This is a genomic window from Variovorax sp. NFACC27 (assembly GCF_048301545.1).
In the GTDB taxonomy this organism is placed as follows: Bacteria; Pseudomonadota; Gammaproteobacteria; order Burkholderiales; family Burkholderiaceae_C; genus Variovorax; species Variovorax gossypii.
Map to the genome: position 1 here is coordinate 1468908 of NZ_CP157613.1, position 25470 is coordinate 1494377.

A 25470-nucleotide genomic window follows, 5' to 3' on the forward strand; every position below is an offset into this window, starting at 1 on the left:
GATTGTCCCCGATCCCCATTTCACCCGCCATCGGGCCCGTTTACGGTTGCTCCGGCTACCCCGATCACCCCGGCCGCGGGCAACGGGGATTCCGGGAAGGCCTGCCGCATCGCCTCCACGAAGAGCCGCAGCCGCGCCGGATAGAAGCGCGCGTACGGATACACGATGTACACCGGCGCGGGCGTGCCGTGCCACTGCGGCGCCAGGTGCACCAGCCGCCCCGCAGCCAGCTCCTCGGTGAGCATCCAGGCCGACGACACCCCGACCCCCACGCCCAGCACGGCCGCGCTGCGCAGGGCGTAGAGGCTGTCGGTGATCATGCGCGGGCGGATCGGCACCCGGCACACCTCGCCGGTGCTCTCGTGCGTGAACACGACCTCGGTCCGGTAGAAGTTGCGCGCCGCCAGCCAGGGCAGGGCTTCGAGCTCTCTGGCGTGCACCGGCAGCGGCGTGCCGGGCCCGAAGAGGGAGGGCGCCCCGACCGCGATGCGTGGCACGTCGAACAGGCGGATCGCCACGGCGTTGGGGTCCGTCACCTCGCCGACGCGGATCGCGCAGTCGACGCCCTCGGCGATGAAGTCGGGCGTTTCGTCATGCGGGCTGTCGTGCAGCAGCCACTCGACCGTCACCTGCGGATGGCGCTGCAGGTAAGAGGCCAGCGGCCCGACCAGCAGCTGCTGCCCGAAGGCATGCGGCGCCACCACGCGCAGCCGGCCCTCGGGCTGGTCGCCCACGCCGCGCAGCTCGGCCTCGAAGGCGCCCCAACTCAGGATCAGCTCCTTGGCGCGGTCGAAGCAGCGCTCGCCGTCTTCCGTGAGCTTCATCGCGTGGGTGGAGCGCTGCAGCAGCCGCACGCCCAGCGAGCGTTCGAGCGCCTGCAGGCGGCGGCTCACGGTGGGCTGGGTGGTGCCCATCTGGGCGGCGGCGGCCGACAGGCTGCCGGCCTCGACGATGCGAACGAAGGTCTGCATCAACTCGATGCGGTCGGCCGGAGGCGGGGGTGGGAGTGGCTTGGCCATGCGCCGAGCGTATATCAATTGTTCGACACGCAGGCCTACCTTCAGAGTGGAGGGGCCCGCAAACTCCAGCCTTCGTTTCTCGAATCCAAGGGTTTACACCATGTCTTCCATTCAAAACACGCATGAAAAGCTGCCAGGGTCGCTGATCCTGCTGCTGGCCGCCAGCGCCGGCTTCGGCGTGGCCGCGCTGTACTACAGCCAGCCCATGCTGGGCGTGCTCGGCCCTGACATCGGCGCCTCGGCCCGTTCCGTGGGCTTCGTGCCCACGCTCACGCAGCTGGGCTACGCGCTCGGCATCCTGCTGCTCGCGCCGCTGGGCGACCGCTTCGACCGGCGCCGCATCATCCTCGTCAAGGCTTCCGTGCTGGTGCTCGCGCTGTTGGGCGCGGCGTTCTCTCCTTCGGTCGCGCCGCTGCTGGCGGCGAGCCTTGTCATCGGCCTCGCGGCCACGATGGCGCAGGACGTGGTGCCCGCCGCCGCCACATTGGCGCCCGAGGCGCATCGCGGCCGGATCGTCGGCACGGTGATGACCGGGCTGCTGCTGGGCATCCTGCTGTCGCGCGTGCTCGCGGGCTTCGTGGCCGAGCACTTCGGCTGGCGCGCGATGTTCGTCGTCGCGGCAGTGAGCATCGCGCTCATCGGCGCCGCTGCTGCGCGCGGACTGCCGCGCCTGCGCCCGACCACGCACCTGGGCTACGGCGCACTGCTGGGTTCGCTGGCCGGCCTGTGGAAGCGCCATGGCGCGCTGCGCCGCGCGACCTTCGCGCAGGCCCTGCTGTCGGTGGGCTTCAGCGCCTTCTGGTCGACGCTGGCCGTGATGCTGCATGGCGCACCGTTCCACCTGGGCAGCGCGGCAGCCGGCGCCTTCGGCCTTGCCGGCGCGGCGGGTGCGCTGGCCGCGCCCATCGCCGGGCGCCTCGCGGATCGCCGCGGTCCCGAGTTGGTGATCCGCATGGGTGCCGCGCTGGTCGCCGTCTCCTTCGCGGCGATGCTGTTCGCGCCGCTGCTTGCGGCTCCGGCCGCGCGGCTGGGGCTGATCGTGGTTGCCGCCATCGGCTTCGACTTCGGCCTGCAGGCCGCGCTGATCGCGCACCAGACGGTGGTCTACGGCATCGACCCCGGCGCGCGCAGCCGGCTCAACGCGGTGTTCTTCACGGGGGTGTTCGTCGGCATGGCCACGGGCTCCGCGCTGGGTGCCCTGGTGCTGGCGCAATGGGGGTGGTCGGGCGTGGCGGCGATGGCTTCGGTATCGGCGCTCGGCGCGCTGGCCGTGCGCATGTGGCCGGCGGCAAAGAGGTCCGCGGTGGCCTGCGGCTCAGCGGCCTGAGTGCCGCGGATGGCTGCGGCTCAGCTCACCACTCGCCGGCTTCCATGCGGATCGCCACTTCGCAGTCGTCGAAGATCTCGAGCTTGGCGATCTTCACGCGCACGCCCAGCACGCCGGGCAGCTGCAGCAGGCGCTGCACCAGCTTGCCGATCAGGCTCTCGAGCAGGTTGACGTGCTCGGCGGTGCACTCGTCGATGATGATGAGGCGCACCTTGCCGTAGTCCAGCACATGGAAGATGTCGTCGTCCTGCGGCAGCAGCGGCTGCTCCCCGAGGTTGAGTTCCGCATCGACCTGGATCGGCTGCGGCGCGACCTTTTCGTGGTCGAGGATGCCGAGGTTCGCGTCGAAGCGCAGGCCCATCAGGGTGAGGGTCTGGTGGCCGTGGGTGTGCTTGGTGGAAGACATGGAGGTGCTCACATGAGCGAGAAATCGCGCTCGAATTTCATCAGGTGCTGGCCGCCGTCCACCAGCAGCGTGGTGCCGGTGATCGAACGGTTCTCCAGCGCGAACTTCACCGTGGCGGCCACGTCCTCCGGAGTGGACGAGCGGCCCAGCGGCGACAGCTTGTGCAGTTGCGCGAACTTGTCGTCGTCCAGCATGTGGCTCGCCAGCGTGAGGCCGGGCGCCACGCCCACCACGCGCACGCGCGGCGCCAGCGCCAGCGCCAGCATCGGCGTGGCGGCCTCGAGCGCGGCCTTCGACAGCGTGTAGCTCAGGAAGTCGGGGTTCGGGTTCCAGAGTTTCTGGTCGAGCAGATGGACCACCGCGCCCTGCGCATCGCGCGCCGCCAGGTGCTCGTGCAGCGCCTGCGCCAGCAGGATGGCCGCGCCGGTGTTGCTGCGCGCATGGCGTTCCATGAGCGCGTAGCCGAAGGTGGCGGCCTCGTCGTGCTCGAAGAGGGCGGCGCTGTGGACCACGGCATCGATGCCGCGGAAGCGCGCGACCACGCGGGGCAGCAGCGCGCGCGTGGCCTGTTCGTCCTCGAGGTCGGCCGAGAACAGGGCCGAGTCGCCCGAGAGCGCGGCGCAGTCGGCGACCGTCTGCTCGGCCTCGGAGCGCGAGTTCCGGTAGTGCACCGCCACCTGCCAGCCGCTCGCGGCGAGCGCCAGCGCAATCTCGCGGCCGAGCCGACGGCCTGCGCCCGTAACGAGGACCGTGCGGGGAGAGGTGGAGGCTGGGGAGGCGGGGCTCATGCGGGGAGAGAGGGGAGAATGGCGCTGTGACGACAAAGACGACCCCCAGCAGTTTACCCACCGCCCTCGACCATCTCATCGCGCGTTCCGTCGAGCGCGCGGGCGGCTGGATAGGCTTCGACCGCTTCATGGCGCTCGCGCTGTACGCGCCCGGCCTGGGCTACTACGCCAACACGCTGGCCAAGTTCGGCCACATGCCTTCTTCGGGCAGCGACTTCGTGACCGCGCCCGAACTCACGCCCATGTTCGGCCAGACCCTGGCGGTGCAGGTGGCCGAGGCACTGGAGAAGACCGGAACCGACACGGTGTGGGAATTCGGCGCCGGATCGGGGGCGCTCGCGGTTCAGCTGCTGCATGCGCTCGACGAGATGGGGCGCGGCGACGTGCGCTATCGCATCGTCGACCTGTCGGGCACCTTGCGCGAGCGGCAGCAGCAGGCGCTCGCTCGCCATGCAGGCCGCGTCGAATGGCTCAACGAGCTGCCGGAGGCGATGGAAGGCGTGGTCGTCGGCAACGAAGTGCTCGATGCGATGCCGGTGCAACTGCTGGCCCGCGTGGGTGGGCAGTGGTTCGAGCGGGGTGTCGTGCGCAATGTCGCCGGCGATGGATGGGCCTGGGCCGACCGCGCGACAGAACTGCGTCCGCCGGTGGAGGTGCCTGGCGCGCACGATTACCTCACCGAGATCCATCCGCAGGGGAAGGCCTTCATCGCGACCCTGGCGGACCGGCTGAAGAAGGGGGCCGCGTTCTTCATCGACTACGGGTTTCCCGAGGCCGAGTACTACCACCCGCAGAGGCACATGGGGACTGTGATGTGCCATCAGGGGCACAAGGCCGATGGCGATCCGCTGGCTGATGTCGGGTTGAAGGACATCACGGCGCATGTCGACTTCACCGGGGTTGCGCTGGCTGGGCAGGATGCGGGGCTTGCTGTGCTTGGCTATACGAGCCAGGCGCGGTTTCTGTTGAATTGCGGGTTGCTTGCCAGGATGGAGCAAGGGTCTGTTGGTGAGCGGGGGATGGCGGCTCGGCTCATTCATGAGCATGAGATGGGGGAGTTGTTCAAGGTTTTGGGGTTTGCTGTGGGGGAGGGGTGGGATGCGATGGGGTTTGTTGAAGGGGATCGCAGTCATACGCTTTGAGTGGCTGCTCTTGGTTTGCTTTCCGAGGCCGGGACTCGGCCCGGCGGCCGACCTACTTTTCTTTGCTTCGCCAAAGAAAAGTAGGCAAAAGAAAGGCGACCCTACTGTCTGCGTCCCTTCGCTTCGCTGCGGGCAACCTGCGGTGCTCGACGTAGGAGGGGGTCCGCAGAACTCGCTTCGCTCAAACAGCTGCGGCCCTTATCCGCGAAACGCTGCGCTCCTCGGCGCAGCCAGAGGGGAGGGGGAACACCCGGGCCATCGCTTTGCTCGGCCCCCAAGGCACAGCAAGCGCTTCGCGCCTGCAGTGCTTAGAATGAGGTGCTGGGTTCGCTAAAACCGTCGCGATTGAATTGAGATTCCGGGCCGAGCGAAGCGAAGGCCAGTCCAGGCAGTTCGGTAGCCGAGCGCAGCGATGGCCTGTTCGGTCTCCAACTCCCTTCTGGCTGCGCCGAGGAGCGCAGACGTAGGAGGGACAAGGGCCGCAGCTGTTTGAGCGAAGCGAGTTCTGCGGACCCCGCGAAACGCGAGCACCGCAGGTTGCCCCGTAGCGAAGCGAAGGGTCGCAGACAGTGGGGTCGCCTTTTCTTTGCCTACTTTCTTTTGGCGAAGCAAAAGAAAGTAGGTCGCCCGCCGGGCCGAGACCCGGCCCCGGAACCCAAACCAAACTCCGGCGAAATTACATAGTCATAAGCTAGCAACGAAGAGTTCGTTGGCGAACGACACCCCGCCCCCTACATTCCCGGCATGACTGCCGTCCCCTCCAGCAGCGTTGCCAACACCGCAGCGCAGCACTTCGAGATCCGCCCCTTCCCCGCCCCCGTAGGAGCCGAGGTCGTAGGCCTCGACATCTCGAAGCCCATCACCACCGAAGACTTCGCCCGAATCCACAAGGCCCACCTCGACCACCACGTCCTAGTATTCCGCGACCAGCAGATCACCCCCCAGGAGCACATCGATTTCAGCCGCCGCTTCGGCCCTCTCGAAATCCACGTCCTCCATCAGTTCCAGCTCAAGGACCACCCCGAGATCCTCATCGTCTCCAACATCAAGGAGAACGGCGAGCCCATCGGTCTCGGCGACGCCGGCGTCTACTGGCACTCCGACATCTCGTACAAGCCCAAGCCCAGCCTCGGCTCGCTGCTGCACGCGCAGGAGCTTCCGAGCGAAGGCGGCGACACGCTCTTCGCCGACCAGCATCTCGCATGGGAATCGCTGAGCCCCGAGCTGCAGCAGCGGATCCTGCCGCTGAAGGCCGAGCACAGCTATCTCGCCAAGTACGAAGAGCTGCGCGCCAAGAACCCGTGGCGGCCCAAGCTCTCGCAGGCGCAGATCGATCAGGTCGCACCTGCGGTGCAGCCCGTGGTGCGCACGCACCCGGAGACGGGGCGCAAGGCGCTCTTCGTCAGCGAGCATTTCACGACGCGCATCGTCGGCCTGCCGCAGGACGAGAGCGACGCGCTGCTCGCGGAGCTGTTCGCGCACAGCGTCAAGCCCGAGTTCGTGTATCGCCACACATGGGCGCCGCACGACCTCGTGTTCTGGGACAACCGCTCGCTGATGCATCTCGCGGCCGGCACGCCCGACCACCTGCGCCGCCGCCTGAACCGCACCACCATCGTCGGCGACACGCCTTTCTGATTCTTCTTCTCTCTCGATTCCCAATCCAATGAACCGCTTCACCCGCAAAGCCGCGGCGCTCGTCGCCGGCCTCGGCCTCCTGGCCGGCAGCCTTTCCGCGCATGCCGAAGGCCAGATCCGCATCGCCGAGCAGTTCGGCATCGTCTACCTGCTGCTGAACGTGGCGCAGGAGCAGAAGCTCATCGAGAAGCACGCGAAGGCCGCGGGTGTCGATGCCAAGGTCGAATGGGTCAAGCTCTCGGGCGGCTCGGCGGTGAACGACGCGCTGCTGTCGGGCAACATCGAGATCGCAGGCGCCGGCGTGGGGCCGCTACTCACGCTGTGGGACCGCACCAAGGGCAAGCAGAACGTGAAGGGCGTGGCCTCGCTGGGCAACTTCCCGTACTACCTGGTGACCAACAACCCGAACGTGAAGTCGATCGCCGACTTCACCGACAAGGACCGCATCGCGCTGCCCGCAGTGGGCGTGTCGGTGCAGTCGCGCGTGCTGCAGTTCGCCTCGGCCAAGCTCTGGGGTGACAAGGAGTTCAACAGGCTCGACAAGATCAGCGTGGCGGTGCCGCACCCCGATGCGGCGGCGGCCATCATCAAGGGCGGCACGGAGATCACGGGGCATTTCGGCAATCCGCCCTTCCAGGAGCAGGAACTCGCTGGCAATCCGAACGCGCGCATCGTGCTCAACTCGTACCAGGTGCTGGGCGGCCCGTCGTCGGCGACGGTGCTCTACGCCACGGAGAAATTCCGCAGCGAGAACCCGAAGACATACAAGGCTTTCGTCGATGCGCTCGACGAGGCGGCGAAGTTCGTCACCGCCAACCCCGAGAAGGCCGCGGACATCTACCTGAAGGTGAGCAACGCGAAGCTCGACCGCGACCTGCTGCTGAAGATCATCAAGAACCCCGAGGTGCAGTTCAAGACCACGCCGCAGAACACCTATCCGCTGGCCGAGTTCATGCACCGCGTCGGCGCGATCAAGAACAAGCCGGCTTCGGTGAAGGACTACTTCTTCGACGACGCGCAAAACGTGTCGGGGAATTGAGTGAGCACGGCAGCGGTTCTGGATTCGCGGGTTGACTCCCTCTCCCATCGGGAGAGGGCGGGGGTGAGGGGGGAGCCCCCGGCATCGCCGCCAGCCCTCACCCCGAGCCTCTCCCGCGAGCGGGAGAGGGAGCAAGACAGTGCACCGCTGCTGCAGGTTGACAACGTCAGCCTCGAATACCGCACCCCCGAGCGCGTCGTGCGCGCCACGCATCGCGTGAGCTTCGATGTCCATGCCGCCGACCGCTTCGTACTGCTCGGCCCCTCGGGCTGCGGCAAGTCCACGCTGCTGAAGGCGGTGGCCGGTTTCATCCCGCCGGTCGAGGGCGAGATCCGCCTCGACGGCCGGCGCGTGGCGCAGCCCGGGCCCGACCGCATCGTCGTGTTCCAGGAATTCGACCAGCTGCCGCCGTGGAAGACGGTGAAGCAGAACGTGATGTTCCCGCTGCTGGCCTCCCGCACGCTCGGCAGGAAGGAAGCGGCCGAGCGCGCGCTGCACTACCTCGACAAGGTCGGCCTCTCGAAGTTCGCCGACGTGCATCCGCACCAGCTTTCGGGCGGCATGAAGCAGCGCGTGGCGATCGCGCGTGCGCTCGCGATGCAGCCGCGCGTGCTGCTGATGGACGAGCCTTTCGCCGCGCTCGATGCGCTCACGCGCCGCAGGATGCAGCAGGAGCTGCTCGAGCTGTGGGACGAGGTGCGATTCACGCTGCTGTTCGTCACCCACTCCATCGAGGAGGCGCTGGTGGTGGGCAACCGCATCGCGCTGCTGTCGCCGCATCCGGGGCGCATGCGCGCCGAGATCAATAGCCACGCCTTCACGCTCGACAGCCTGGGCGGCGCCGAATTCCAGGGTACGGCGCAGCGCATCCACGACATGCTGTTCGAGGAAGAGAAGCAGGCAGTAGAGGAGACCGTGGCATGAGCGCCATCGTCCCGCCCATCCGCCCCGAGTACGAGCGCACGCTCGAGCCCTTCACCGAAGTGCCGCTCGAGCGCCGGCTGCCGCTGGGCGAGCGCATCTGGTCGCAGGCATGGCTGCGCAAGGGCCTGATCCTCGCCGTCATCGCCGCTCTGTGGGAGCTGGCCGCCCGCTGGCAGAACAACGACCTGCTGCTGCCCACCTTCACCGCCACGGCGGCGGCGCTGTTCGACGGCCTCGCGAGCGGCGAGCTGATCGAGAAGGTGCGCATCTCGCTGGCCGTGCTGCTGCAGGGCTACATCGCCGGTGTGCTGCTGGCCTTCGCGCTCACCACGCTCGCCGTGTCCACGCGCATCGGCCGCGACCTGCTGGACACGCTCACTTCCATGTTCAACCCGCTGCCCGCCATCGCGCTGCTGCCGCTGGCGCTGCTGTGGTTCGGGCTGGGGCGCGGCAGCCTGGTGTTCGTGCTGATCCACTCGGTGCTGTGGCCGCTGGCACTCAACACCTATGCGGGCTTCCAGGGCGTGCCCGACACGCTGCGTATGGCGGGGCGTAACTACGGGCTCAGGGGCCTGCGCTACGTGCTGCAGATCCTGGTGCCGGCGGCGCTGCCGTCGATCCTGTCGGGGCTGAAGATCGGCTGGGCCTTTGCCTGGCGCACGCTGATCGCGGCGGAGCTGGTGTTCGGGGCCTCGTCGGGCAAGGGCGGGCTGGGCTGGTACATCTTCCAGAACCGCAACGAGCTCTACACCGACCGCGTGTTCGCGGGCCTCGCGCTGGTGGTGCTGATCGGCCTGCTGGTCGAGAGCCTGGGCTTCAGGACGCTGGAGCGGCTGACGGTGCGGCGCTGGGGGCAGCAGCGCTAGCTGTTCGGCTAGCCGCCCGTCTTCTTCGGCCCTGCGGCCTGCCGCAGCGCGCGCAGCTCGCCGTTGAGGAATTCGTTGGCGTCGCGCACCGTGCCGTTGGTGAGCTTCACCTTGTAGGCCTGCCCGGTCATTTCCGAGCGCGAGGCGCAGCGCTCGATGAAGTCCTCGGCCGTGAGCAGTTCCTTTTTGAAATAGTCGTACTTCGCCTGCATGTGCTTGGCGGCGTCGGCGGCGTTGTATTCGCTGCCGTTGCGCAGGAAGATCATCGAGCTCATCCTCGAGACGCGCTGGATCAGCGTGTCGATCAGTTTGTCTTCCGTATCGGAGGGCGTGGCGTGGGCCAGCAGGGTCGAGGCGCCGAGCACGAGGGCCAGCAGCGCCGAGCGAAGGTGGGGGAAAGAAGCCATTTGTCGTAGTCCCTGGCAAATTTCGGGCCATGCTAGGGCTGGCCGGCCCGGCGTGTCAAACCCGGCCCGGCTCGGGTCTAATTGCACGTTTTGGCACGCGTTTCCCACTCTTCCATGAGCTCTTCCATTTCCGACCTCTCGCCGATCGCCGAAGCGCTGGCCGATGCCGCCGCCGCCAAGTCGATGCACTACTTCCGCACGCCGCTGGACATCATCACCAAGGCCGACGAAAGCCCCGTCACTCTGGCCGACCGCGCCGCCGAGACGGCCATGCGCGAGATCCTCGGCGCACGCGTGCCGGCCGACGGCATCTACGGCGAGGAGCACGGCCCCGAGCGGCTCGATGCCGACCGTGTCTGGGTGCTCGACCCCATCGACGGCACGCGCAGCTTCATCACCGGCTCGCCGCTGTGGGGCACGCTGATCGGCGTGCTGCAGGGCGGTCGCGTGGCGCTGGGCATGATCGACATGCCGGTGCTCAAGGAGCGCTGGATCGGCGTGGCAGGCCAGGGCGCCACGCGCGACGGCCAGCCCGTGCGCGTGAGCGGCTGCACCGAAGTGGCCAAGGCCCGCATCGTCACCACCTCGCCCGACATCTTCGCGCCGGCCGACTGGAGCGCCTTCGACAGGCTCAGCCGCCAGTGCGCGATGCGCCGCTTCGGCGGCGACTGCTACGGCTACGCCCAGCTGGCTGGCGGCACCATCGACCTCGTGGTCGAGACCGGCCTGCAGCCCTACGACTACCTCGGCCCGGCCGGGTTGATCGAGGCGGCCGGCGGCGTCATCACCGACTGGCAGGGCCAGCCGCTGGGCCTGAAGTCCGACGGACGGGTGATCGCCGCGGCAACACCCGAACTCCACCGGCAAGCCATGGCCATTCTCTCGGCCTAGACTGTCGCCTTATGTTCCGCTGGCTGATCGTCGTCGTCCTCGCGCTGGTGCTCATGAGCGGCCTGACCGCCTGGCTGCGCCGCTTCGGCTTCGGTCGCCTGCCGGGCGATTTCGAGTTCCGTGCCTTCGGGCGCGAGTGGCAGCTGCCGATCGCGAGCACCATCGTGCTCAGCATGATCGCGGCGCTGGTCGCGCGCCTCCTGTAGAGACGAGAAACAAGGAAAAGACAAACTGCGATGAGAGCCTGCGTAGACATCGGCGGCACCAAGGTGGCCGTGAGCCTTTCCGCTTCGAGCGACGCGCCGCTGATCGGCCGCCGCAGCGAGCCCACGGCCAAGACCGGCGACAACGACGCGGTGGCTGTGCAGATCATGCGGATGATCGACGAGGTCTGCGCGGAGCAGGGGGTCGATGCTGCGTCCATCGACCGCGTGGGCGTGTCGTCGGCCGGACCTTTCGAGCTGCGCGACGGCAAGGTCGAACTGGCCACGCCCAATATCTGTGGCGGCATCGCCGGCCCGGCTCGGGGCCTGCCCAACAACTGGATGACCGCGCTGGTCGAGGCCCCGCTGGCTAAACGCTTCGCCCGCGTGCGGGTCGAGAACGACGCGGTGGCCGCGCTGGAGGCCGAGCGCCACTGGGGCGCGCTCAAGGGCATGGACGACTGCGCCTACGTCACCTGGAGCACCGGCGTGGGCGTCGGCCTGTGCGTGGACGGCCGCGCGCTGCGCGGAAAGAACGGCAATGCCGGCCACGCGGGCCACAGCTTCGTGGTCGACGACGCCAGCGGCGCGCTGTGCGGCTGCGGCAACGTGGGCGACGTCGAGGGGCTGATCGCCGGCAACTCGATCGCGCGGCGCTTCGGCCAGCCCGCGGCCGATCTCTTCAGTTCGGCGGCGGCCGGCGAGCGGCATTCGCTGGAAATCGTCGATGCGCTGTGCCGCGTGATGGGCCGCATGCTCTACAACCTGATCGCCACGCTCGACCTGCAGCGCATCAGCCTGGGCGGCAGCGTGTTCTGGCACCACCGCGACTTCCTGCTGCCGAAGCTGCAGGCGCAGGTCGACGGCAAGCTGCCGCCGCTCACGCAGGGCGTGCGCCTCGTCCCGGCGGGCCTGGGCGACAAGGTCGGCGACTACGCGGCGCTCGCGCTGCTCGACTGACCGGCACCGGCGGCACGCAACACCAGAACCATCGGCGGAACCATGACCCCGTCGCCTCGCCGCTCCTCCTTCGCCTGGCTGCTGTGGCTGGTGGGAGGCTTCATCGGAGCGCATCGCTTCTATCTGGGGAGCTACCTGGGCGGCGCGGCGCAACTGGGGCTGCTGCTCTACGGGCTCGCGGGCCTGCCGGGTTCGCGCTTCTGTCTCATGGTGCTGCTGCCGTGGCTGTTGTTCGATCTCTGGTGGGTTCACCGGCGCCTGAAGCAATTGAAGGAAGGCGGAACCGGAGCAATGGACGGCGATGGCGATGAGGCCCCCGCCGCGCGCCAGGCCACCCGCCGCCCCGCGCCGAGGGACGCAGCAAAGGACTTCGACCTCGCCGCCCTGGCCGAAGCCAACAAGCTGCAGGAGCGCTTCGTGGCCGCCGCCGAGGCTGGCGACTGGGGGCAGGCCGTCGCCATCGGCGAGCAGATCGTCACGGCCATGCGCCGCGTGTTCAGGGGGCCGCACCAGAACCTCGCCATGACCCTGTGCATGCTCGGCCAGGCCTGCTACCGCGTCGATGCCTTCGACAAGGCGCGGGCCAGCCTCGAGGAAAGCCTCTCCATCGGCCGCAAGATCGGCATGCCCGCCGAGGACATGGACGTCGCCCGCAAGGCACTCGACCTGACGCTGGTCGGCATCGAGCAGCGCAAGGCGCGCGGCGCGACCTCCGACGAACAGGGCGCGCTGCTGAACCTGCTCGACGATCGCGAGGCGCGTTACCGCGATGCGCTCGCCCAGGGCGACCTGCAGAGCGCCGAGAAGCTCTGCGCCGAAGCCGTCGCCGCCAGCCGGCGTCTGCACGGCGGTCCCGACAAGACCGTGGTGCTGCACCTGTCCAGCCATGCCGAGCTGTGCCGCCGGCTGCGCTGGAACGAAAAGGCCCAGGCATCGGCGGACGAAGCCATCGCGATGATCGGCCAGCTGGGCCTCGACGACAGCTGGCGACGCGGGCCGACCAACACGCTCGCGCTGCTGCACGCCGCGGCCGGGCGGGCCGACGAGGCCGAGGCGCTCTACAAGAAGACCATCGCCATGGCGGTGTCCGAGGCCGGGGGCGGCTCCAGCGACGGCGTGGTGCGCGCCTTCAACAACCTGGCGTTCCTCTATGCCGAGTCAGGGCAGGACGTGAAGGCCGAGCTCTGCTATGCCCGCGCCCTGGTGCATCTCGACAAGCTCCCGCCGGGCGAGGGCGACACCGAACTGCACTCCGACATGCTCAACAACTTCGCCAGCCTGCACATGTCGCGCCGCGACTTCGTCCGGGCTCGGGAGCTGTTCGAGCGCTCGCTCGACATCCAGCAGCGCAGCTGCCGCGGCATTTCCGCGACGGCCGCCAATGCCCACAACGACCTGGGCCTGATCGCGCAGGAAGAGGGCGACCTGCGCCAGGCGCTGCTGCACTTCAAGCGCACGCTGCTGCTCAACCAGATCTGCACGCCCGATCATTTCCGGAACATCGACAACGCGCAGCGCAACATAGAAAGCGTGAGCATCGCGCTGGCGGCCGTGGCGCGTGCGGCGCGCATGGAACCGAGTACATGAGCATCGGCGCCGCCTTCTACGCCCTCGACCGCTACCGGCTGCGCGCGCTGGTGATCGACCCGTCCACCGTCTCCGGCTTCCTGAACTCGCCCGCCGCGCAGGGCGGACCGCACGACAGCCAGACGGTGGAGCAGGCCTGGGACGTGGTGCGCACACTGATGCCCGAGGCGATCGACGGCGAGGAACTCGACGGCACCGACGGGCTGGGCTGCATCTATCTCACGGCCGCCCACGTGGAGCGCGCGGCGGCGCGGCTCGCGCAATGCGACGTCAGCGAACTCGTGGGCCGCTTCACGGGCGAGCCGGCGAAGTTCGGCGAGCTTTACTGGGCCAAGGTCTGGCAGGACGGCGCGCAGGACCTCGCGGACTTCATGGAAGGCGTCAAGCGCTTCTTCGCCGGCGCAGCCTCGAGGCGCGACGCCGTGGTGTTCTACATCGTCTGAACGGGGTTAGCCGGGTCGACCGGCCCTAGCTCGCCGGCCGCACGGCCGACACGATCTCGCCGAGCCGCCGCAGCCCGGCCTCGACGGCATCGGAATACGGCCAGCCGCAGTTGATGCGCAGGTAGTTGTCGAAGCGCCCCGAGTTCGAGAACTGCGCGCCCGGCGCCACCAGCATCTGCTCGCGCAGCGCGGCATCGAAGACGTTCACCGACGAGCGCTGCCCCGGCAGCTCCACCCACAGCTGGAGCCCGCCGCGCGGCAGGTTCATGCGCGTGCCCGCCGGGAAGTACCTGGCGATGGCGTCGGCCGTCTGGTCGCGCTGCACGTGCAGCCGCTCGCGCAGCCGGCGCAGGTGGCGGTCGTAGGCGCCGCCCGCGATGTACTCGCCCGCGGCGATCTGCGCCAGCGCCTCGTTGTTGCGGGTCTGGGCGTACTTGAGCATCTCCACCTGCGCGTGCCAGCGCCCGGCGGTGATCCAGCCCAGCCGCAGCCCCGGCGCCAGCACCTTGTGCAGCGAGGCGCAATAGATCACGTTGCCCGTGCGGTCCCACGACTTCAGGGCACGCAGCGGCGCGTCGCTCTCCACGAGGTCGCTGTAGGTGTCGTCCTCGACGAGCGCGATGCCGTGGCTCTCGCACAGGTGCGCGAGTCGCTGCTTGTGGCTGTCGGGCATCACGCTGCCGATGGGGTTCTGCAGGTGCGGCACCACCACCACGGCCTTGATGTCGTCGTAGGTGTGGATGGCGAGGTCGAGCGCTTCCAGCGAGATGCCGGTCTGCGGGCTGGTGGGAATCTCCAGCGCGCGAAGGCCCAGGCTCTCGAGCACCTGCAACAGGCCGTAGAAGGTGGGCGATTCCACGGCCACCGTGTCGCCGGGCTTCGCGATGGCGCGCAGCGCGAGGTTCAGCGCCTCGATGCAGCCGTTGGTGACGAGCACCTCGTCGGGCGGCACCGTCATGCCGATGCGCAGGCTGCGCTGCGCCACGGCCTCGCGGAACTGCTCGTGGCCCTTCTGCGACGAGGCGGTGGTCAGCAGCTCGGGCCGCTGGCGCAGCGCGCGCGTCATCGAGTTGCGCAGGGCCTCGGCGGGATACAGCTCGGGCGCTGCGCGGGCGATGGCGAAGTTGAGCTTCACGCCGGTGTGCCGGCCGCGCGCCATGAAGTTGGCCATGCGCGCGCGCATGCTGACGAACTGCGCCGGATCGGGCGGCACGTCGGCCACGGGCTCTTCCATGGGCGCGATGGCCAGCCGCTGCGGCCGGCGCACGAAATACCCGGAGCGGTCGCGCGCCTCGACCCAGCCGTCGCTTTCCATGGCGCGGCAGACCTGCAGCGCGGTCGACAGGCTGATGTCGTGCAGCCGCATCAGGCTGCGCAACGACGGCAGCTTGTCGCCCTGCTTGAGCGAGCCGGTGTGGATCGCATCCACGTAGTGCGCGGAAAGCTGGCGGTAGAGCGGTAGCGAATCCATGGCGTCGATGTTCCCCGCATCGGGCATCCGAAAACAGATGCAGTTGGCTGGGAAAACGACCATAACAGATGCGTTTCCAGCTCGGCTGTTACGGCTGCAATAGCCGCTGCGTGTGCCTGTTTTTCGGGCGCCCGGATTCCTACGATGAAGCCTCGTTCTTCCGAGGTCCGCCATGATCACCACACTCTCCCAAGCGCCCGATTCCATCGTTCTCGAGCCAGGCCAGTCCCTGCGCCTGCCGGTCGATGCCGGCGCATGGCTGCACCTGGCCGAAGGACGCGCCCGCGTGGTCTCGCCGCCCGGCTGGCTGGGCGAGACCGTGTTCATGACCGAGACGCCGCTCGAGGAGGGCGACGTGCACCGGCTGCCGCACGGCGGCTGGATCGAGGTGTCGGCGCTGACGCCGGTGCACCTGAGGGTGCACGCGCCGCTGTCCGTGCAGCGGGCGCCGAGGGCAGCGGTGGCCGAGGCGCGGCCCGTGATGCGGTTCGTGCGGCTGCTGACCGGCTGGTAGCCGGCGAGGGGCTCAGCGCTCGCTCGCCGCCTCGCGCAGCGCATCGAGAAAGCTGCGCCGCCACCAGTGGATGTCCTGCTCGCGGATGCGCGACAGCAGCTTCTGGTGCCGCTCGCGCCGCTCTTCCAGCGGCATCTGCAGCGCCTGCTGCACGGTCTCCGCCGTACCGTGCGTGTCGTAGGGGTTCACCAGCAGCGCTTCCCTCAGCTGCTCGGCCGCCCCCGCGAAGCGCGACAGCACCAGCACGCCCGGGTCGGCCGGGTCCTGCGCCGCGATGTATTCCTTCGCGACGAGGTTCATGCCGTCGCGCAGCGGCGTCACCAGCCCCACGGCCGCCGCGCGGCACAGGCCCGGCACCCGCTTGCGCGCCACCATGCGGTGGATGTAGCGCACCGGCATCCAGTCGAGCTCGCCGTAGTCGCCGTTGATGGCACCGCACAGCGATTCGAGCTCGCGCCGGATGTCGGCATACGCGTCGACCGTCTCGCGCGTGGGCGAGGCGATCTGGATCAGCGTGGCGCTGCGCCGGTTCTCGGGGTAGTTCGCCAGCAGCTCGCGGAACGAGCGCACGCGCTGCGGAATGCCCTTCGAATAGTCGAGCCGGTCGATGCCCAGCAGCAGCCGGCGCTGCGAATACTCGCGCTTCATGGTCTCGTACATGTCGCGCGACTCCTTCGCATGCGTGAGCGCAGCGAACTCGTCCACGTCGATGCCGATGGGGAAGGCGGCGGCGCGCACCGTCTGCCCGTAGGCTCGGTACATCTCGTCGCCCAGGTACTCGCCGTTGGCCTCGTTGCGCACGTAGTGCTCGAAGTGCTGCACGTCCTGCTGCGCCTGGAAGCCGATCAGGTCGTAGGCGAACAGCGAGCGCATCAGCCACTCGTGCTGCGGGATGGCCGCGGTGATGATCTGCGGCGGCAGCGGAATGTGCAGGAAGAAGCCGATGCGCTGCCTGCAGCCCATGGCGCGCAGCTCGGCCGCCAGCGGGATCAGGTGGTAGTCGTGCACCCAGATGATGTCGTCGTCCTTCAGCAGCGGCAGCAGCTTGCGCGCGAACAGCTGGTTCACGCGCCGGTAGCCGCCGACGAAGCCGGCGTCGAAGTGCGCCAGGTCGAGCCGGTTGTGGAACACCGGCCAGAGCACGTCGTTGCTGTAGCCGAGGTAGTAGCTGTCGTGGTCCTCGCGGCTCAGGTCGAGGGTGGCGAGCGTGACCTTGCCGGCCTGCTGCCTGTGCAGCTCGCCTTCGCCGGTCGGGCCGCCCTCTATGACCTGTCCGCTCCAGCCGAACCAAAGGCCGCCGCTTTGCTGCAGGCTCTCGCCCAGCGCCACGGCCAGGCCGCCGGCGGCGGGCTTGCGCGGGTCGGCCACGCGGTTGGAAACTACGACGAGACGGCTCATGGAGCCTCCTTGCGGCCGCCGCCGGGCCGCCCCAAGGCGGGCCGTGCCTCCCCTCCGGGGGGTGGAGTTGCACGAGCGAAGCGAGTGAAAAGCCGGGGGGCCTGTTTCATATGCAAGAGTCCCAGGGAGCGGACAGTCGCACGGCCGCGTTGATGATGCCGACCATCGAATAGGTCTGCGGAAAGTTGCCCCACATCTCGCCCGTGACCGGGTGCGTGTCCTCCGACAGCAGGCCCAGCGGGTTGCGCGCCGCGAGCATGGTCTCGAAGATCTGGCGGGCCTCGGCCTTGCGGCCGATCTTGGCCAGCGCGTCGATGCGCCAGAAGGTGCAGATGTTGAATGCGGTCTCGGGCTTGCCGAAGTCGTCGGCGGCCTCGTAGCGGCGCATGTAGGGGCCGTCGCACAACGACTTCTCCATCGCGTCGACGGTGGAGATGAAGCGCGGGTCGCGCGCGTCGATCAGGCCCACTTCCACCATCAGCAGGATGCTCGCGTCGAGCTCGTGCCCGCCGAAGCTCTCGGCGAAGGCCTGGCGCTCCTCGCACCACGACTTGGCGAGGATCTCTTCCTTCATGCGCGAGGCATGGCCGTGCCAGTAGGCGGCGCGCTCGGGCAGCTGCAGCGTGCGCGCGATCTTCGCGAGCCGGTCGCAGGCGGCCCAGCTCATCAGCGCCGAGCTGGTGTGCACGCGCGCGCGGGTGCGCAGCTCCCACATGCCGGCGTCGGGCGTGCCGTAGACGCGCACCGCCCGCTCGCCCACCGCCTCCAGGTGCGGGAACTCCGCCAGTCCCGCGCGGCTGAGCAGCCGCTGGTCGTGGAAGGCCTGCGCCGCGCCGAGCACGATGTTGCCGTACACGTCGTGCTGGAAGTGCTCCTGGGCCTGGTTGCCCACGCGCACCGGGCCCATGCCGCGATAGCCCGGCAGCCCGTCGACGAAGGACTCGGGCAACTCGCGCTCCAGTCCGATGCCGTACAGCGGCTGGATGTGCTCGCCGTGCGAGCCGATCACCACGTTGCCGAGCCAGCGCAGGTAGTCCTCCATGGTGCCTACCTCGCTGAGCGAGTTGAGCGCGCGCACCACGAAGAAGGCGTCGCGCAGCCAGCAGTAGCGGTAGTCCCAGTTGCGCTGGCTGCCCGGCGCCTCGGGAATGCTGGTGGTCATGGCCGCGACGATGGCGCCGGTGTCCTCGTACAGCGAGAGCTTCAGCGTGATGGCCGCGCGGATCACCGCGTCCTGGTACTCGAGGGGAATGGCCAGGCGCTTGCTCCAGGTGCGCCAGTAGGAGATGGTCTCCTGCTCGAAGCGGCGCGCGGTGTCGGCGATGCCGTCCATCAGCGTCTCGTCCACGCCGAACATGAAGTTGTACTCGCGCGAGAGCACGAAGGGCTGGCGCGAGAGGATGTGCGAGATCGACGCGTCGGTGTTCAGCCGCAGCGTCACGTCGGGGCCGACGTAGCGGATGTGGTTGCTGCCGCGCGTGACCTCCACCGGCGCCGACGAGCCCCACTGGAAGCGCGGGTCGAGCGACACGCGGATGCGCGGCGCGCCCGCGATGGGCCGCACGCGGCGCACGATCATCAGCGGGCGGAAGTAGCGCGAGCGGCTGTAGAAGCGCGGCGCGAAGTCGGTGATCTCGATGCCCTGGCCCGCGCTGTCGAAGAGCTGCGTGCGCAGCACGGCGGTGTTCGGCTCGTACCACTGCTTCGCCTCGGCGAAGTTCTCGATGTCGATGCTCCAGGCGCCGGCATCCTCGCCGGGATGCAGCAGGGCGTTGAACACCGGGTCGCCGTCGAAGCGCGGCAGGCAGCACCACACGGCGCGGCCGCGCGCGTCGATGAGCGCGCTGTAGGCGCAGTTGCCGATCACGCCCACGTCGAGAGAGGGCTCGGCCGGCGGCGCGAATCCTCGCGGTCCGGGGGCGGCGGCCGCCTGCGCGTCGACCGGCGCGCGATCGTCCGGGCCGGCCGCGCCAGCCAGCGCCTGGCCGGCGCGGTCCTCGGGCGCCACCGGCAGTTGTTGTTCGCTCATCGGGGGCTCCTCGGTGATTCTTCGGGTTGGCTTGCGGTGTCCTGCGGCCGTGCAGCGAGCATGTCGCGTGCCTGCACGAGCCATTCGTACACGGCGCGCGGCGATTCGAGGCGGTGCAGCGCCAGGCTCGGCCCCGAGCCGACCTTCACGGCGATGCCTCCGCGCGGCTGCACCACGGCGAAGCCGCTCTCGTCGGTGGTGTCGTCGCCGAGGAAGACGGGCGTGCGGCCCGCGAAGGGCGCCTCGGTCATGAAGGCGTCGATGGCGATGCCCTTGTTGACGCCCGCGGGCTTCACCTCGAACACGAACTTGCCGTGCATCAGCTCCAGCTGCGGATGGTTCGCGATGGCGCGCGACATCGCGTCGCGGCACACCGCCTCGAGCTGCGGCGCGAGCCGGTAGTGCAGGGCGATGGCGGCGTGCTTGCGCTCCACCAGCAGGCCTTCGTGCACGCGCGCGAGTTCGTTGGCGACGTCGAGGATGGGCACGAGGTCGGGCGGGCGCTGCTCCTGCATGCGGCCCTCGGCGTCGCGTCGCTGCACGCCGTGCTCGCCGGCAGCGGGCAGGCGCAGCGGCGCGAGGAAACGGTCGATGGAATCGATCTGGCGGCCCGAAACCACGGCGAGCGCGCCGCCCAGCTGGTCGCGCAGGTCGGCCAGCAGGGGCACGAGGGCCGGCGGAATCTCGATGGCTTCAGGCGTGGGCGCGAGCCCGACCAGCGTACCGTCGAAGTCGAGGAAGAGGGCTGCGTCCCGGCCCAACGGAGGTGGCAACTGCGAGTTGCTGGAGGACTTTGGCATCGGGGAAAACCTTAACACGCACCGTGCGCGGCGCTTGTCGGCGAAAGCCCAATCTCCCCGGATCATCCCCGGGGCCTGCCCGGGCGATCCCCCGAAAGCAGCTCAGTGAGCCGTTTCCGTCTCCGCCTGGGGGATCAGCTCGGCGAGCACGCCCAGCAGCGTCGTGGCGCTCACCGGCTTGAACAGCACCGGCACGCCCGAGGCGCGCACGCGCTGCAGCCGCTCGGGCGAGGTCTCGCCGGTCACCAGCAGCAGCGGCGCCTGCAGATCGAAGCGGCGCTGCAGCCGCTGGCCGACGTCGAGCCCGTTGTCGCCGTCGGCGAGGCGGTAGTCGCACACCAGCAGCGCGAACGGGTGCTCGCGCGTCTCGGGCCGGGCGAGCAGCTCGGCGGCCTCGGCTTCGTCGGCCGCGGTCTCCACCGCGAGGCCGTGGGCCTGGAAGAAACCGGTCATGGCCTCGCGCACCTCCGCCTCGTCGTCGATCAGCAGGATGCGTCCGCGTGTCGCGAGGGGCGTGCGTACGGTGCGCACCGGATCGGGCATGGCCCCGGCGGCGAAGGGCGTTGCAAGGCCGGCCGAGGGCGTCGTCGCCTCGTCCGCGGCCGAGGCCGGCAGGCGCAGGCGGAAGCGGCTGCCGCGGCCCGGGCGCGACTTCAGCTGCACCGGGTGCCCCAGCAGCCGCGAGAGCCGCTGCACGATCGACAGGCCGATGCCCAGGCCCTGCGTGCGGTCGCGGCCCGGGTTGTGCACCTGGTAGTACTCCTCGAACACGCGCTCCTGCTGCTCGGGCGCGATGCCGATGCCGGTGTCGAACACCTCGATCCACACCATGTCGCCGCGCGCGCGGGCCCGCACCGCGACGCCGCCGCGTGCCGTGTACTTCAGCGCGTTGTCGACGAGGTTCGAGAGCATGCGAAACAGCAGCTGCGGATCGCTGCGCACCCACAGGCCGCTGGCCTGCACGCGCAGCTGAAGCTGCCGCTGCTCGGCCCGCGCCGCGAACATGTGGTTGAGCGAGCGGAACAGCGCGTCGAGCGGCACGGGCACCACGGTGGGCGTGACCACGCCCGCGTCGAGGCGCGACACGTCGAGCATGGTGTCGAGCGAATTGCCCAGCGCGTTCACCGCGCGCATCAGTTGCCGCGCATTGCGCCCGCCGTGGTGCTCGCGCAGTTCGTTTTCCAGCGCCGCGCCGAAGAGAGCGATTGCATGCAGCGGCTGGCGCAGGTCGTGGCTGGCGGTGGCGAGGAAGCGCGTCTTCTCCGCGCTGGCGCGCTCGGCCACCGCGATCTGCCTGCCGAGCTGCCCGGCCAGCGCCTCGTTCTCGAAGCGAAGCACCAGCGAATCGGTCAGCAGCCTGTGCTGCTGGTTGCCCACGCGCAGCGTGAACAGCAGGTAGCCCAGGCTGAAGATCGCAAGGAAGAAGTGCATGGCGTCGCCCTGCCAGGCCAGCACGGCGATCAGGCTCAGCATCATCGGCAGGGTGTAGCCGTACAGCGCGGGCTTGAGCGGCCACAGCAGCTGCATGGCGCGGGCGCAGCTGCCGATGATGACCACCGTCACCACCGAGGTCACGGGCAGGTCGTCGGGGGAGATGAACAGCAGCGGCGCGCTCGCCATGCCCACGCCCACGGCGGTGACGGTGCGCGAGTGCCGGCGTGCCCAGCGCGTGGTGTCGGCGAGCGGCACGCCCGGGTGCCAGCGCGGCATGAGGAACAGGAACAGGCCGAGCGAGAGATGCACCGCCATCCAGACCAGGATCCAGGTGCGCGGCTGGTGCACGTACATGGCGGTGCCCAGTGCCGCGCCCAGGCCGAAGTGCACGAACACCGACGCGTTGTAGGCCGCGTACACCGAGGCCACGTGCTCGCGCAGCACGCGCAGGGCCAGTTCGTCCGGCCCCGAGGGGAGCGGGAAGTCGGCGGATTCGCGTGACGGCTTCGGCGCGGTGGCATTCACCCGGCCGATGCTATCGACAGGGCCTGCACCGGGAAGTGCCAGAAGTCATGTCCCGGCGGGCGGTCTTCAGGCGGTGTTCCGCCAGCGAGGCTCAGGCCGGCGATGCCGCGACGGCCTCGACCCGCGCCCGGTGGATGGCCTCGCCGATCTTCGGGCCGGTGGCGCCGGACTGCTGGGCGGCCCTGGCCACCACGTCGGTGGGTACGGCCGCCGCCGTGGCCAGCACCGCGAGCAGGTGCTGGCGCGGCGCGTAGGGTGCCTCGCCGCCGCCTGAGCTGCGCGCATCGCACTCGCAGGCCTGCAGCGCCTCGGCGAAGCGCGCCGGCTTGCGGAAGGCATCGCAGCGCTCCAGCAGGCGGACCAGGCCGGAGGCGTCGAGCGTGCCGCTGTCGTCGATGTGGCCCTGTTCGCGCGCCACTACCTCGGCCAGTTCTCGGATCTCCACCGGCACGCGCCAGCGTTCGCACACCGCATGCAGTGCCTTCAGACCGGGTGGCCCGCTCCGGCCGAGGCCGCCGGTCAGGCAGGCGAAGCGCACGGCCAGCGACGCCTTCTGCCCCGCGGCGATGTCGATCGCCTGCATGGTCCGCGCGTCGGCTTCGATCTCGGGCAGCAGCACCGCCAGCGCCCCGCATTCGCGCAGCACCTCGAACATGCGGGAAGGGCGCGTTTCCATCAGGCCGCGCGACAGCTCCTGCCACACGCGCTCGGGCACCAGCGCGTCGACTTCGCCGGCCGCGACCATCTCGCGCATCAGCGCCTTGGTCTCGGGAGCGACGCCGAAGTCGTCGAAGCGGGCCGCGAAGCGCGCCACGCGCAGGATGCGCACCGGGTCCTCGCGGAAGGCGTCGGTCACGTGGCGCAGCACCTTGTCGCGCAGGTCGCGCTGACCGTGGAAGGGATCGGCCAGCGTCCCGGGCGTGGGGTCGAAGCGGCCGTCGGCGCTCACCAGCTCCGACGGCAGCGCGATGGCGTTGACGGTCAGGTCGCGGCGCGCGAGGTCCTGCTCGAGCGTGACGTCGGGGGCTGCGTGCACGGTGAAGCCGCGATAGCCCGGCGCGCTCTTGCGCTCGGTGCGGGCGAGCGCGTATTCCTCGCGCGTCTCGGGGTGCAGGAACACCGGAAAGTCGCGCCCCACGGGCAGGTAGCCGCGGGCCACCATCTCCTCGGGCGTGGCGCCGACCACCAGCCAGTCGTGGTCGGATACCGGGCGGTCCAGCAGGCGGTCGCGCAGCGCGCCGCCGACGAGAAAGATTTTCATGGCCGCAGTGTAGGGATACTCCTTGGATTGAAAATAGAACGGTCGTTCGATAATCCGGCGATCGGACCGGGCAATCTTTCGTCATACGGAAGATTTACAGCGGCGGTCACAGCCGACGCCCGTATCCGTAGAGGGATATTTCAATCAAAGGAGCAATTCACATCATGAAGAAAACAACGATTGCGCTTGCAGCCCTGGGCGCCCTGGCGTCCGGCAGCGCCATGGCGCAACAGGCCGGCGACTGGGTCGTCGGGGCAGGGTGGTTCCATCTGTCGCCGCAGGACTCGAGCAAGCCGCTGACCGTGACTTCGCCCATCCCGAGCGTGCTGGCCGGTTCCGGCGCCAGCGTGAGCGACTCCGACACCCTCGGCCTCAGCGCCACCTATTTCCTCGACAGCCACTGGGCGGTGGAAGGCGTGTTCGGCGTGCCGCCGAAGTTCAAGCTCAACGGCACCGGCACCCTCGGGCGCGTGGGCCAGCTCGGCGAGGCCCGCCAGTGGAGCCCCACGATCCTGGGCAAGTATTTCTTCAACGAAGGCAACGACGCCTTCCGCCCGTTCGTGGGCCTGGGCGCCACCTACGTCTGGTACAGCGACGTCAAGCTGACCTCGAACCTGCAGGGCGCGCTGGCCACGCAGTTCCACCAGTCGCCCTTCGCCGTGAACACCACGGCCAAGCTCGACAGCTCGTTCGCACCGGTGATCAACGTGGGCGCGGCCTACCAGTTCGACAAGCACTGGGGCATCTCGTTCTCGGTGTCGTACATCCCGCTGAAGACCAAGGCCAAGCTGACCACCACCTCGGTCTACGGCCTGCCGGTGGCCACCAGCGAGGCCAGCCTGAAGCTGAACCCGATCGTCACCTACGTGTCGGCAACGTACAGGTTCTGAACCTGGCTCGCCCCAGGCTGCGCGCACTTCGTGTCGCTTCGCCAACCCCCTACCGGGGGCGACACCTGCGGCCCGGCAAAGCCGGTTCCGCGGTGTCCCGCGATTCCCCTCGCAAGGGCACGCCACTCTTGTTCGAAGAGCCCTATCGCCCCGTGCGGTAGGGCTCTTCGAATTGCAGGAAGTCCTTTTCCGCGAGCCCGGCGTCGATCCACGCCTTGACGCCCGGCAGCGCCTGCACGCGCTCGATGTAGTCGGTGATCCGCTGCGGAACCGGCAGCCCGTAGGTCTTTATGCGCGTGCCCACGGGCGCGAAGTAGGCGTCGGCGATGCCGAACTCGCGGCCGAACAGCATCGGGCCGCCGTGCGCGTCGAGCAGGCCGCTCCACATCTGCACGATGCGCGCGAGGTCGCTGGCGACTTCGGGCACTTCCTTCATCAGCCGCGCGCCCACCTCGGGCAGCGAGGCCTCGAGGTTCATGCCGCAATGGCCGCGCAGGCCGCCGAAGCCCGAGTGCATCTCGGCGCAGACGCTGCGGGCGCGCGCCCGGTCGGCCGCGGCGCGGGGCCAGAGCTGCTTTTCGGGAAAGGTCTCGGCGAGGTATTCGGCGATGGCCAGCGTGTCCCAGATGACGAGACCGTCGTCTTCCACCAGCACCGGCACCTTGGCCACCGGGTTCAGCGCGCCGATGGTGTGCTTGAACTGCGAGTCGGCCTCGAAGGAGTCGAAGCGCACGGCGACTTCCTCGAAGTCGATGCCGGCCTGTTTCATCAGCACCCAGGGCCGCATGGACCATGACGAGTAGTTCTTGTTGCCGACGTAGAGCTTGCGCATGAGGGGTCTCCGGTCCGTTGCGGGGTTCTGAAACAAAGCCTTCAATGCTAGCCGTGCGCCGCACGGCGATTGATGCCGAACGCGGCGCGAATTGATGCCGCGGCCTTCGTTCAGCGACGGCGGCTGTCGTCGTCCTTGTCGCCGTCGCTGTTGTTCTTGCTGCTCTGCTTCTTCGGCCCGGACGCGCGCTCGATCAGGCTCACGAGGCGCGGCACCAGCGCCAGCACCGCGAGTGCGAGCAGCGCGCTCGTCACGGCGGTCACTTCGCGGCCGAGCCCGCAGGCCATGCCGATGGCGGCCGTCATCCACAGGCCAGCGGCCGTGGTCAGGCCCTGCACGTGGCTCTCGTCCTTGCCCTGCTTGAGGATGGTGCCGGCGCACAGGAAGCCCACGCCCGCCACCAGCCCCTGGATGACGCGGCTCATGTCGGCCGGGACGATGCCGGTCTGCTGCGGGATCAGCACGAACAGCGCCGAGCCGATCGCCACCAGCATGTGGGTGCGCACGCCCGCGGCCTTGCCCTGCTGCTCGCGCTCGAAGCCGAGCACGAAGCCCAGCGCGCCCGCGAGCGTGAGGCGCAGCACGATGCGCGTGAGCTGCGCGACGTCGCCCGCATCCGAGAACTCGGACGCGATGGTGTCGAGGACCTCGTCGCGCCAGCTCATGTCAGGCGGAC

Annotated in this window: 25 protein-coding genes; 13 read left to right on the forward strand and 12 right to left on the reverse strand. The window is 69.2% G+C overall.

Going from position 1 to position 25470, the window contains the following annotated elements; translation table 11 throughout:
• Nucleotides 1–20 precede the first annotated feature (20 nt).
• On the reverse strand, nt 21–1019 hold the full coding sequence (locus ABL840_RS06865; RefSeq protein ID WP_093196829.1) for a LysR family transcriptional regulator: 999 nt from the start codon (nt 1017–1019) through the stop codon (nt 21–23).
• 100 nt (nt 1020–1119) lie between these two features.
• On the opposite strand from ABL840_RS06865, the gene ABL840_RS06870 reads away from it, so the two are divergent.
• Nucleotides 1120–2346, forward strand: coding sequence for an MFS transporter (locus ABL840_RS06870; RefSeq protein ID WP_093196828.1), 1227 nt, complete (start codon nt 1120–1122; stop codon nt 2344–2346).
• Nucleotides 2347–2371: 25 nt separating this feature from the next.
• On the opposite strand, the gene ABL840_RS06875 is transcribed toward ABL840_RS06870, so the two are convergent.
• Both ABL840_RS06875 and ABL840_RS06880 read right to left on the reverse strand, forming a co-directional pair.
• Nucleotides 2372–2752, reverse strand: a complete 381-nt coding sequence (locus tag ABL840_RS06875; protein WP_093197242.1) for a dihydroneopterin aldolase — start codon at nt 2750–2752, stop codon at nt 2372–2374.
• Nucleotides 2753–2760: 8 nt separating this feature from the next.
• Nucleotides 2761–3540, reverse strand: a complete 780-nt coding sequence (locus ABL840_RS06880) for an SDR family oxidoreductase (RefSeq protein WP_093196826.1) — start codon at nt 3538–3540, stop codon at nt 2761–2763.
• 26 nt (nt 3541–3566) lie between these two features.
• Between ABL840_RS06880 and ABL840_RS06885 the strand changes: the two genes are divergently transcribed.
• From ABL840_RS06885 to ABL840_RS06905, 5 genes are all read left to right on the forward strand, one after another.
• On the forward strand, nt 3567–4682 hold the full coding sequence (locus ABL840_RS06885; RefSeq protein WP_093196824.1) for a class I SAM-dependent methyltransferase: 1116 nt from the start codon (nt 3567–3569) through the stop codon (nt 4680–4682).
• A 744-nt stretch (nt 4683–5426) separates the two neighbouring features.
• The gene (locus ABL840_RS06890) at nt 5427–6320 is read left to right on the forward strand and encodes a TauD/TfdA dioxygenase family protein (protein WP_093196822.1); all 894 of its coding nucleotides are present in this window, start codon (nt 5427–5429) and stop codon (nt 6318–6320) included.
• Nucleotides 6321–6348: 28 nt separating this feature from the next.
• The gene (locus ABL840_RS06895) at nt 6349–7359 is read left to right on the forward strand and encodes an ABC transporter substrate-binding protein (RefSeq protein WP_093196820.1); all 1011 of its coding nucleotides are present in this window, start codon (nt 6349–6351) and stop codon (nt 7357–7359) included.
• A gap of 63 nt (nt 7360–7422) precedes the next feature.
• The gene (locus tag ABL840_RS06900; protein WP_371287137.1) at nt 7423–8283 is read left to right on the forward strand and encodes an ABC transporter ATP-binding protein; all 861 of its coding nucleotides are present in this window, start codon (nt 7423–7425) and stop codon (nt 8281–8283) included.
• Nucleotides 8280–9149: an ABC transporter permease gene (locus ABL840_RS06905; protein WP_093196818.1), complete on the forward strand. Its 870-nt coding sequence runs from the start codon at nt 8280–8282 to the stop codon at nt 9147–9149. Before ABL840_RS06900 ends, ABL840_RS06905 begins: the two co-directional genes overlap by 4 nt.
• 8 nt (nt 9150–9157) lie before the next feature.
• Here ABL840_RS06905 and ABL840_RS06910 read toward each other — a convergent pair whose 3' ends face one another.
• Nucleotides 9158–9556 carry a DUF5329 family protein gene (locus tag ABL840_RS06910; protein WP_093196816.1) on the reverse strand — a complete coding sequence of 133 codons (399 nt, stop codon included), beginning with the start codon at nt 9554–9556 and terminating at the stop codon, nt 9158–9160.
• A 114-nt stretch (nt 9557–9670) separates the two neighbouring features.
• Here ABL840_RS06910 and hisN point away from each other — a divergent pair, with 114 nt between their 5' ends.
• Genes hisN through ABL840_RS06935 form a run of 5 tightly spaced genes read left to right on the forward strand, consistent with a single transcriptional unit; the run spans nt 9671 to nt 13640 of the window.
• Nucleotides 9671–10447, forward strand: coding sequence for a histidinol-phosphatase (gene hisN, locus ABL840_RS06915; protein WP_093196814.1), 777 nt, complete (start codon nt 9671–9673; stop codon nt 10445–10447).
• An 11-nt stretch (nt 10448–10458) separates the two neighbouring features.
• Complete coding sequence (locus ABL840_RS06920; protein WP_093196812.1) at nt 10459–10653, forward strand: DUF2905 domain-containing protein; 195 nt, start codon at nt 10459–10461, stop codon at nt 10651–10653.
• Between the two features lie 30 nt (nt 10654–10683).
• Nucleotides 10684–11610 carry an ROK family protein gene (locus ABL840_RS06925; RefSeq protein ID WP_093196810.1) on the forward strand — a complete coding sequence of 309 codons (927 nt, stop codon included), beginning with the start codon at nt 10684–10686 and terminating at the stop codon, nt 11608–11610.
• 42 nt (nt 11611–11652) lie between these two features.
• Entirely contained in the window at nt 11653–13197 is a 1545-nt protein-coding gene (locus ABL840_RS06930) for a tetratricopeptide repeat protein (RefSeq protein ID WP_093196808.1), read from the forward strand.
• Nucleotides 13194–13640, forward strand: a complete 447-nt coding sequence (locus tag ABL840_RS06935) for a DUF1877 family protein (protein ID WP_093196806.1) — start codon at nt 13194–13196, stop codon at nt 13638–13640. Before ABL840_RS06930 ends, ABL840_RS06935 begins: the two co-directional genes overlap by 4 nt.
• Nucleotides 13641–13665: 25 nt before the next feature.
• On the opposite strand, the gene ABL840_RS06940 is transcribed toward ABL840_RS06935, so the two are convergent.
• Nucleotides 13666–15111, reverse strand: coding sequence for a PLP-dependent aminotransferase family protein (locus tag ABL840_RS06940; protein WP_093197237.1), 1446 nt, complete (start codon nt 15109–15111; stop codon nt 13666–13668).
• 172 nt (nt 15112–15283) lie between these two features.
• On the opposite strand from ABL840_RS06940, the gene ABL840_RS06945 reads away from it, so the two are divergent.
• The gene (locus ABL840_RS06945; RefSeq protein ID WP_093196804.1) at nt 15284–15625 is read left to right on the forward strand and encodes a hypothetical protein; all 342 of its coding nucleotides are present in this window, start codon (nt 15284–15286) and stop codon (nt 15623–15625) included.
• Between the two features lie 12 nt (nt 15626–15637).
• Here ABL840_RS06945 and otsA read toward each other — a convergent pair whose 3' ends face one another.
• The 5 genes from otsA to ABL840_RS06970 form a co-directional block, all read right to left on the reverse strand.
• Nucleotides 15638–17023 carry an alpha,alpha-trehalose-phosphate synthase (UDP-forming) gene (otsA, locus tag ABL840_RS06950; protein ID WP_093196802.1) on the reverse strand — a complete coding sequence of 462 codons (1386 nt, stop codon included), beginning with the start codon at nt 17021–17023 and terminating at the stop codon, nt 15638–15640.
• A 106-nt stretch (nt 17024–17129) separates the two neighbouring features.
• Nucleotides 17130–19052 carry a glycoside hydrolase family 15 protein gene (locus ABL840_RS06955; RefSeq protein ID WP_093196800.1) on the reverse strand — a complete coding sequence of 641 codons (1923 nt, stop codon included), beginning with the start codon at nt 19050–19052 and terminating at the stop codon, nt 17130–17132.
• Nucleotides 19049–19852, reverse strand: a complete 804-nt coding sequence (gene otsB, locus ABL840_RS06960; RefSeq protein WP_093196798.1) for a trehalose-phosphatase — start codon at nt 19850–19852, stop codon at nt 19049–19051. Before otsB ends, ABL840_RS06955 begins: the two co-directional genes overlap by 4 nt.
• Nucleotides 19853–19954: 102 nt before the next feature.
• Nucleotides 19955–21811, reverse strand: a complete 1857-nt coding sequence (locus tag ABL840_RS06965; RefSeq protein ID WP_093196796.1) for a hybrid sensor histidine kinase/response regulator — start codon at nt 21809–21811, stop codon at nt 19955–19957.
• 91 nt (nt 21812–21902) lie between these two features.
• On the reverse strand, nt 21903–23072 hold the full coding sequence (locus ABL840_RS06970; RefSeq protein WP_093196794.1) for a multifunctional CCA addition/repair protein: 1170 nt from the start codon (nt 23070–23072) through the stop codon (nt 21903–21905).
• Between the two features lie 164 nt (nt 23073–23236).
• Here ABL840_RS06970 and ABL840_RS06975 point away from each other — a divergent pair, with 164 nt between their 5' ends.
• Nucleotides 23237–23962 carry an OmpW/AlkL family protein gene (locus ABL840_RS06975; protein ID WP_093196792.1) on the forward strand — a complete coding sequence of 242 codons (726 nt, stop codon included), beginning with the start codon at nt 23237–23239 and terminating at the stop codon, nt 23960–23962.
• Between the two features lie 142 nt (nt 23963–24104).
• Here ABL840_RS06975 and ABL840_RS06980 read toward each other — a convergent pair whose 3' ends face one another.
• Together ABL840_RS06980 and ABL840_RS06985 are read right to left on the reverse strand one after the other, a co-directional pair.
• Nucleotides 24105–24794: a glutathione S-transferase family protein gene (locus tag ABL840_RS06980; RefSeq protein WP_093196790.1), complete on the reverse strand. Its 690-nt coding sequence runs from the start codon at nt 24792–24794 to the stop codon at nt 24105–24107.
• A 110-nt stretch (nt 24795–24904) separates the two neighbouring features.
• The gene (locus ABL840_RS06985; protein ID WP_093196788.1) at nt 24905–25459 is read right to left on the reverse strand and encodes an MgtC/SapB family protein; all 555 of its coding nucleotides are present in this window, start codon (nt 25457–25459) and stop codon (nt 24905–24907) included.
• Between the last annotated feature and the right edge of the window lie 11 nt (nt 25460–25470).